This window comes from Streptomyces sp. NPDC087263, assembly GCF_044744645.1.
GTDB lineage: Bacteria > Actinomycetota > Actinomycetes > Streptomycetales > Streptomycetaceae > Streptomyces.
Genome location: NZ_JBIUYT010000001.1, coordinates 697,716 through 705,370 on the forward strand (window position 1 = coordinate 697,716; position 7,655 = coordinate 705,370).

The window sequence follows — 7,655 nt, forward strand, 5'->3', positions numbered from 1 at the left end:
CACTGAGACCCCGAGCCCCAAGTCACAGAGGTGGTGTTCCGTGGCTCCTGCCGTGCAGTTGCGCCGTGCGATCCCTGACGATCTCGACTGGATCCACGAACTGCGCCACCGGGTGTACTCGAAGGAGTTGGGGCAGCACGCACCGCATCCCACGGGACGGCTGCGTGACGCACTGGACGGCCACAACATCTACCTCGTCGTGGCGCGCGGCGCGGACCGGCTGGGCTTCGTCAGCATTACGCCGCCCTGGGCGGGCCGGTACGGGATCGAGCGCTATCTGACGCGCGACGAACTGCCGTTGCTGACCGAGGACGCCCTGTTCGAGGTGCGCATCCTCACCGTCGAGCCGCGCTGGCGGTCCACCATGGCGGCTCCACTGCTGATGTTCGCCGCACTGCGCTGGATCGCCTCCCGGGGCGGTCGCCGGGTAGTGGTGATGGGCCGCACCGAACTGCTCGACATGTACCGGGCCGTCGGACTGCGGCCGACCGGTCACTCCGTTTGCAGCGGCGCGCTGTCGTTCGAGGTGCTCACCGGCGCCGTCATCGAACTGATGAGGACCGCGATGAGCCGCTACGCCGGCGCGGTGGAGCGTCTGCGAGCCGGTCTTGACTGGCAGTTGGACATGCCGTTCCTCCCGCGAGCGGACGGCTGCGAGCATGGTGGTGCTTCATTCGCCGCCATCGGTACGGACTTCCGCAGCCTGCACCGACGCCGTCAGGTGGTCGCGGCCGATGTGCTGGACGCCTGGTTCCCGCCGGCCCCCGGGGTGACGGCGGTACTCGCGGAGGACCCGGCCTGGACGGCCCGGACGTCGCCACCGACGGGCGCCGAGGGCCTGTTGGCCGAGATCGCCACGGCTCGGGCGCTTCCGGTGGAGGCACTGTCCGTCGGCGCCGGTTCGTCCGACCTGATCTTCCGGGCCTTCGGACGGTGGCTGACCCCGGACAGCCGCGTACTTCTGCTCGACCCGAGCTACGGCGAGTACGCCCATGTCACCCAGGAGGTGATCGGGTGCCGGGTGGACCGGCTGCCGCTGCGCCGTGCGGACGGCTGGCGGATCGGCCCGGCGCGGCTGACCGCTGCCACCCGGTCCGGCCGCTACGACCTCGTGGTCGTGGTCAACCCCAACAACCCGACCGGCCGCCACCTGCCGGCCGCGGAACTGCGCGCGGTGATCGCCGCCTCACCGAGAACGACGCGGTGGTGGATCGACGAGGCCTACCTGGGCTACGTCGGCCTGTCCGAGTCGCTGGCCGACCTCGCTGCCGTTGACCCTCAGGTGGTGGTCTGTAGCTCGCTGTCCAAGATGTACGCGCTGTCCGGCGTACGGGCCGCGTATCTGGTGGCCGAGCCGACCGTCACCGAACAGCTGCGCCGGTGGACCCCGCCCTGGGCGGTCAGCCTGCCCGCGCAACTGGCGGCGGTGGCGGCGCTGCGCGATCCGTCGTACTACGCCGAGCGCTGGGACCGGACACACACGCTGCGCCATCAACTGGCCGTCGATCTCGCCGCGGTGGACGCCTCCGCCACCATCGAAGAGGCGGTGGCGAACTTCCTCACCGTGACGCTGTCGCCCGACGGACCGAGCGCCGCCCGGCTCGTGCACGAATGCCGCCGCAGCGACGTCTACCTGCGCGACCTGTCACCGATGTCGACGGCATACGAAGGGCGCACCCTGCGCATCGCCGTCAAGGACGGCGCGGAGAACGCGCGCATCGTGGCCGCGTACGGCACCGCCCTCGATGCGCTGCGGTCCGGCGGGACCACACCCGGCCTGGTGCCGCCACCCGTACACACCGGCATGTTCACCCGATGACCACCGTTGCCGCACTGGCGCCCTACCTCGGTGGGGCGCTGGTCCTGGGAGGAGTCGCCGCGGCGGCCTCTCGGCAGCGTGAGCTGATGGTGCGGTGGTGTGCCTGGGCGCTCGGGATGCCCCTGGTCGTCGGGGCGTTCTGGCTGGGCCGCCCGGGCGCTACCGTCATCGCTGCCGCGGTCGGGGTCATCGGGGTGCTGGAGTACGGCGGGATGCTGCGGTTGGGGTTGCCGGACCGGGCGGTCCTGGCCACGGCGGTGGTCGCCGTGGTGGGGGCCGCCTGGCTGGCGCCCGGACAGGTGCCCCGGGTGATCGCCGTCGGGGCCCTCGCGGTGGCCGCCGTGCCGCTGCTGTCCGGTGACGCCGAACACGGTCTGCGCCGATTGGGCTCCGGCTTGTTGGGGCTTGTCTGGCTCGGTCCGCTCGCCGCGCTGGTGCCGCTGGGGGCGACCGGACTCGCACTGTTCGTGGCCGTCTCGGTCGCCGACATCGTGGCGTACTTCGCCGGCCAGAAGCTCGGCGGCCCGCCGCTGTCGCCGCTCTCCCCGGCCAAGCGGTGGAGCGGAACCGTCACCGGTGCCGCGGCCGGCCTCGGCACCCTCGCGGTGCTCTCCGTACCGACCTGGCCGTTGGCGGTCGCGGTGGCAGTCGGCGGGCCTGCCGGCGACCTCCTCGAATCGATGATCAAGCGCGGCGCAGGGACCAAGGACGCCGCCGACTGGCTACCCGGATCGGGCGGCCTGCTGGACCGAATCGACTCGCTGCTGATCGCGCTGGCCGTGTTGCTGGTACTGAGTTGACCGACCCGGGAGACACCACCGGTTTGCCGCGTACGACCACAGCGCCACGGTCGGGCACCGGCAGTGCGGCCCGCCCCACGGTCGGGCACCGGCAGTGCGGGCCGCCCCACGACCGGTGCGAGGGGGGCAGTTGCGCCGGAGCGGGTCCGCGTCATTCTTCTCCAGGCCGGCGCGGAGTCGCCGGGGCCCGGACTCCGCCCTCCTGCGGCAGCGCTCGTTCCATCAGAGATCCGACACGCGTTCACTCGGTGATGAACTCGTACCGCGACTCGTACAGATGCCCCGCCTTCACCACAACCGACGCTTCGATGGCCCGGTCACCGTCGCTGTGTACGACGCGGAGCATGCACAACACGGGCAGATCGCCGGGGAGTTGCAGCGGCCGGCACTGCTCCTGCGTGGGGACACGGGCCGGCACCCTGTCGATGCTCAAGCGCGGCGGGTACCCGAGATCCGCGAGGAGTGCGGGCGTCCCGCCCTTGATCCTGCGGCGCTTGGCCGTCGCCGTGCCACGGGCGATCTCCAACGGGCAGTACGACTGCACCAGTTCCGCCGGTTCGTCGTCGATCAGCAGCAACTGGGCACGCAGCAGCGCCGGCCCGCCCGGCGGCAGGTGGAGCGCCTCGGCAACACCCGCGGGAGTGGTCGCCTCGGCCACCTCCAGCAGTTCACTGCGCGCACTCGTCCCACCCCTGGACGACTCCCTGAGCCAGAGGTAGGACTCGCCCGGCTCGGCATGCGCGCCACGACGTCCTCCCGCACCAGGGCCCCCGGCCAAGCAACTCGGCGATTCCGGCCGGCTCGCTTCGACGGCAAAGACACGCTGACTTCCCCTCTGCCCCCGCGCCTCGAGTTCCGCGCGGCGGACAACCAGGCTCCCGTCACCACTGTCCAGGACCTCGACCTTGAGCAAGTCGTCCTCCAGGGACAACCGACAGCCTCAGTAAGTACTGCCGACCGGGCGGTTCGGGATCGTCGACCACAGCTTGGACAAGACCGTCTGGGGCCGTCTGGGGCCGTCTGGGCCGTCTTCAAAGTCGCGGTGGCTCAGGGAGGCGACCCCCCCCGACGCGTAGGGAACTCCATCAGCACCCCGGCCAGAGCATCGAGCGCCGCCGGTCCACGTCCTGGACGCGGCCCGGCAACTCGCCACCCCCACCCACTTGAGGAGCGTCATCGTGTAGGAACAGTCCAGGCGGTCCCCCGCAGAAGTCCCTGCGCAGTCCCTCTGACAAGGAGTACGCGTGTCTCACCTCTTTCCGGCCCTGGTGGGCGGCTCGGTCGCGGAGCGGCCTGCGGTGCGGTTCGGTGATCGGTCGTTGAATTACGGGGAACTCGCCGACGCGGCGGGGGCGCTGGCGGAGCGGCTCGGCGGGGCCGGGAGGGTCGCCGTGTGGGCGACCCCGAGCCTGGAGACGGCTGTAGGAGTGGTCGGCGCGCTGCTCGCCGGGGTGCCCGCCGTGCCGCTCAACCCGAAGTCGGGGGAGGGCGAGCTGGGGCACATCCTGGCCGACAGCCGGCCGTCGCTGGTGCTGACGGCGGCGGGAGTGGAACTGCCCGACTCGCTGCGGGAGTTGGAGCGGATCGACGTCGACGTGCGTACGGGGCGTGGCGTTGCCGTCGTCGAGGAGGTTCCGGAGGACGCCGTCGAGGGGCGCCCAGGTGGTGGCGGTGCGGCGACCGTCCAGGAATTCCCGGAGGACTCCGCCGCCCTCGTCGTCTACACCTCCGGTACCACCGGCCCGCCCAAGGGCGCCGTCATCCCGCGCCGGGCGATCGCCGCCACCCTCGACGCGCTGGCCGACGCCTGGCAGTGGACCGGCGACGACGTCCTCGTGCACGGGCTGCCGCTGTTCCATGTGCACGGGCTGATCCTGGGGGTGCTGGGGCCGCTGCGGCGCGGCGGGTCGCTGCGGCATCTGGGGCGGTTCAGCGCGGAGGGCGTGGCCCGGGAGCTGAACGACGGCGCCACGATGTTGTTCGGGGTGCCGACGATGTACCACCGGCTCGCCGAAGCCCTGGACGAGGACGTGGAGTTGGCGAAGTCGCTCGGCCGGGCGCGGCTCCTGGTGTCCGGTTCCGCCGCACTGCCCGTGCACGACCACCGGCGGATCACGGCCGCGACCGGGCGCCGGGTCATCGAGCGGTACGGCATGACGGAGACGTTGATGAACACGAGTGTCCGGGTGGACGGTGAACCCCGGCCCGGGACCGTCGGCGTGCCGCTGCCCGGCGTCGACCTGCGGATCGTCGAGGAGGACGGGTCGACGATCGCCGCGTACGACACCGACGGCGCACCGACGGGCGCGGCCGACGGTGACCGCGTGGGCGAGATCCAGGTCCGCGGGCCGAACCTCTTCACCGAGTATCTGAACCGGCCCGACGCCACCGCCGCCGCGTTCACCGGGGACGGCTGGTTCCGTACAGGGGACATGGCGACCCTGGACGCCGACGGCTATGTACGCATCGTCGGCCGCAAGGCCACCGACCTGATCAAGAGCGGCGGCTACAAGATCGGCGCCGGTGAGATCGAGAACGCGTTGCTGGAACACCCCGCCGTACGGGAGGCGGCCGTCACGGGTGAACCCGACGACGATCTCGGCGAGCGGATCGTGGCCTGGGTGGTGCCGGTCAGCACCCCCGCCCCCGCTGCCCTCGGCCCGGAGCTCTCCGACCACGTGGCCCGCCGCCTCGCCCCGCACAAGCGCCCCCGCGTCGTGCACTTCCTGGACGCCCTGCCCCGCAACGACATGGGCAAGATCCTGAAGCGGGCCCTGAGGAACAGCAATGACTGAACGCCTTACGGCCCGCGAGGCCATCGCCCTCGTCGCGGACGGCGAGTTCAGCGAACTGGCCTCCCCTGTCAGCGACTTCAAGCCCGACGGCCCACTGTCCTGGCAGGGGTACGACGGCTCACGCGCCCGCGCCGCCGCCCGCACCGGCGAGGAGGAATCCGTCGTCTGCGGCCGCGCCACCATCGGCTCCACCCCCGCCGTACTGATCGCCTTCGAGTTCGGCTTCCTCGGCGGTTCGCTCGGAGAGCGCACCGGCGACCGGCTGGAGGCGGCGTACACCTACGCGCGCGAGCACCGTCTCCCGCTGGTCTCCCTCGTCGCGACCGGCGGCAGCCGGATGCAGGAGGGCATGCTCGCACTCACCCAACTCCAGCGCGTGGCACGGCAGTCGGCGCTCACCCGGGAAGCGGGGGCGGCGCAGATCGCGGTACTGCGGGACCCGACGACCGGCGGCGGCTGGGCCACGCTGGGCGCGGGCGCCGACGTGACCCTTGCGCTGCCCGGCGCCCAGGTGGGCTTCGCGGGCTCCCGGGTCCGCCCGCCCGACGCGGACCCGGCGGCGTACACGGCCGAGGCCCAGGTGTCGGCGGGCGCGGTGGACGCCGTCGTACAGCCGCAGGAGCTGCGGCAGACGCTGGCGCTGTGGCTTGAGCTGCTCACCAGCCCCTCGCCGGAGCCCGCGCCCCCTCCATCCGCCCTCGACACACCCGACCTCCCCACCACCAGCCCCTCGCCGGAAGCCGCGCCCCCTCCACCCGCCCTCGACACACCCGACCACCCCACCACCAGCCCCTCGCCGGAGGCCGCGACTCCTCCGGCCGCCCTCGGCATGCTCGACCTCCCCGCCACCGGCTGGGACGCGGTCGACCGTGCCCGCTCCCCCCAACGCCCGCGCGCCGCCGCCTACTTGGACGCCTACTTCACCCACCGCACCACCATCAGCGGCGACCGCTGCGGCGGCAGCGACGCCGGCATGCTGTGCGGCTTCGGCTCGCACGGCGGGCGGACCATCGCGTACGCCGCCCAGTGCGGGACGGCCACCCGCCCCGCCGGTTACCGCACCGCCGCGCGCCTGATCCGCCTCGCGGGCCGACTCGGATTCCCGGTACTGACGTTGGTGGACACTCCGGGCGCCGCGAACGACGCGGAGGCGGAGCGGCAGGGTGCGGGCTCGGCGATCGCGGACCTGTTCGCCGCGGTCGCGACGGCCCGTACGCCGGTCACCACGCTGGTGATCGGCGAGGGCGGTTCGGGCGGCGCGCTCGCGCTGGCCGCACCCGGCAACACCTGGGCCACGCCGGACAGTTACTTCTCCGTCATCGCGCCGGAGCTCGCCGCAGCGATCCTCAAGCGCCCGGTCGGCGAAGTGCAGGCCACGGCCGACCAACTCCGCATCCGGCCACAGGACTTGCTGGACCTCGGAGTCATCCGAGGCATCGTGAGCGCATAGAGCGGCGTCCGTCTCGCTTAAGAAAACGGAGATTGCCTGGCCAGCACCGGTATACGCGCTCAAAGCACCTCTGTTCGGCATGCGGCCCGACACCTAGGCTCCTGTGTCGGGCGGGGAGCCGGGGCCGATGGAGTCGGTGGACGAGGGGGAGTGCGTATGAGCAACGAACAGCTGCGGCGCGTGTACCGAAGATCCGGACTACCGGCGGGCTTCATCGTCGGAACGGGGTTCCTGGGGGTTGTCGCCCCGCTCCTGCCCGTGATGGACGAGGACATACCGGGGTGGGTGAAGGTGCTGATCTGGGCCGTCGTCGTCCCCTTCTTCGGCTGGTTGTACCTGGCGGTCAAGCGGGTCGGGACCGTCGTTGACGTTCACGGCATCCAGGTACGCGCCTTCGTCCGACGGAGGCGGCTGGACTGGGCGGAGGTCCAGGACATCCGGGCCGAGCCCAATATCGTCGGGTACATGCAGAGCGGGGCGCCGACCGTCATTGCCTACGCATACGGCCGGTACGGCGACCGGGTCCAACTGACCTACGTCGACGACCGCCATGTGGATGTCGCACGCGAGATCGACGTCATACACGCGGTGTGGCAGCAAGTGCGCTACAGGCGCTGAACTCCGAGCCCGGCCGCCGCACTCGTACCCGCGGATCTGTCCAGGTGGGAGTTGGCGGTCACTCACGGATTCATCGTGGTGTGGCGTCACCGGCTGGGTGGGGGGGGGGGGGGGGTGGGGGGGGGGGGGGGCGCCCGCCCCCCCCCCCCCCCCGGCGGCGGGGGGCGGGGGGC

The 7,655-nt window shown here is 72.1% G+C and carries 5 protein-coding genes and 1 pseudogene; 5 read left to right on the plus strand and 1 reads right to left on the minus strand.

Annotated elements, in window-relative coordinates:
• The first annotated feature begins 40 nt into the window (after nt 1-40).
• Nucleotides 41-1,819: an aminotransferase class I/II-fold pyridoxal phosphate-dependent enzyme gene (locus ACIPC1_RS03135; protein WP_402512764.1), complete on the plus strand. Its 1,779-nt coding sequence runs from the start codon at nt 41-43 to the stop codon at nt 1,817-1,819.
• Nucleotides 1,816-2,619, plus strand: a complete 804-nt coding sequence (locus ACIPC1_RS03140) for a phosphatidate cytidylyltransferase (protein WP_402512766.1) — start codon at nt 1,816-1,818, stop codon at nt 2,617-2,619. Before ACIPC1_RS03135 ends, ACIPC1_RS03140 begins: the two co-directional genes overlap by 4 nt.
• A gap of 241 nt (nt 2,620-2,860) precedes the next feature.
• On the opposite strand, the pseudogene ACIPC1_RS03145 reads toward ACIPC1_RS03140, so the two are convergent.
• A pseudogene (locus ACIPC1_RS03145) lies at nt 2,861-3,361 on the minus strand (UTRA domain-containing protein); the annotation flags it as partial.
• A 502-nt stretch (nt 3,362-3,863) separates the two neighbouring features.
• Between ACIPC1_RS03145 and ACIPC1_RS03150 the strand changes: the two are divergent.
• The 3 genes from ACIPC1_RS03150 to ACIPC1_RS03160 all read left to right on the plus strand — a co-directional run bounded on the left by ACIPC1_RS03150 (nt 3,864) and on the right by ACIPC1_RS03160 (nt 7,482).
• On the plus strand, nt 3,864-5,414 hold the full coding sequence (locus tag ACIPC1_RS03150; RefSeq protein ID WP_402512768.1) for an acyl-CoA synthetase: 1,551 nt from the start codon (nt 3,864-3,866) through the stop codon (nt 5,412-5,414).
• On the plus strand, nt 5,407-6,864 hold the full coding sequence (locus tag ACIPC1_RS03155) for a carboxyl transferase domain-containing protein (RefSeq protein WP_402512769.1): 1,458 nt from the start codon (nt 5,407-5,409) through the stop codon (nt 6,862-6,864). Before ACIPC1_RS03150 ends, ACIPC1_RS03155 begins: the two co-directional genes overlap by 8 nt.
• 156 nt (nt 6,865-7,020) lie before the next feature.
• Entirely contained in the window at nt 7,021-7,482 is a 462-nt protein-coding gene (locus ACIPC1_RS03160; RefSeq protein ID WP_402512771.1) for a PH domain-containing protein, read from the plus strand.
• Nucleotides 7,483-7,655: the final 173 nt, after the last annotated feature.